The organism is Mesorhizobium sp. M7A.F.Ca.US.014.04.1.1 (genome assembly GCF_003998745.1).
GTDB classification, from domain to species: domain Bacteria; phylum Pseudomonadota; class Alphaproteobacteria; order Rhizobiales; family Rhizobiaceae; genus Mesorhizobium; species Mesorhizobium ciceri.
In genome coordinates, this window is sequence record NZ_RZRW01001304.1 from 1 (window position 1) to 659 (window position 659).

Genomic DNA, 659 nt, shown 5'->3' on the forward strand with positions numbered 1-659 from the left:
CGCAGCAGCGTCGTGGCGCGGGTCAGTTTTCGCGATAGATTTTCCTGCCGCTCCTCGACCGAGCGGCAGGTGCGCATTGCGGGCGCCACACGGCGCTGCAGGAACCCGCGCCATGTGTCATAGCCGGGCACAGCCTCTTCCTCGAGTGCGTCCAGCCGTTCGCCGACGATGCCGTCATAGGCGCGGCTGGCGCCGAAACGGTAAAGGCTCGACGCCGCGTCCGCCTCCAGCTCCGCCGCAAGTTCGGTCAGATCGGCCAGCAAGGTCTGGCTGTCCCGTGTCCCGGCGACCTTCATTTCCAGCGTGGTCTGCGCCAGCCGGTCTTCGATGCGGCGGGCGCGGCCGGACAAGGTCAACGCCAGCGGCAGGCCGAGCATGGCCAGCGTCCGATAGGTCTCGATGTCGATAAGCCGCTGTGACAACGCGCCGGTGCGCGCCGGGGTCAAGCCGCGATCGAGCAGCAGCATGCGCGTCAGGCCATCGCCATCCTGGCGAAAATCGGTGACGATGGCGGCGTTTCCGCGCTCGACCAGCGAGTAGCACAGGCTGGTCGGATCGAAACCGGCTATCAGTTGCTCGCTTGCTTGCGTCCATTTGCGGATTTCGAGCCTGATGCCGGAGATGCAGGTTCCCGGCGGGGAAAACCCGTTGGCGAAGGG

1 protein-coding gene is annotated in these 659 nt (G+C 66.5%); it reads right to left on the minus strand.

The window, feature by feature from the left end; translation table 11 throughout:
• On the minus strand, positions 1 to 659 hold a 659-nt coding region (locus tag EOA22_RS36215; RefSeq protein ID WP_127390742.1), incomplete at both ends, for a DUF3422 family protein.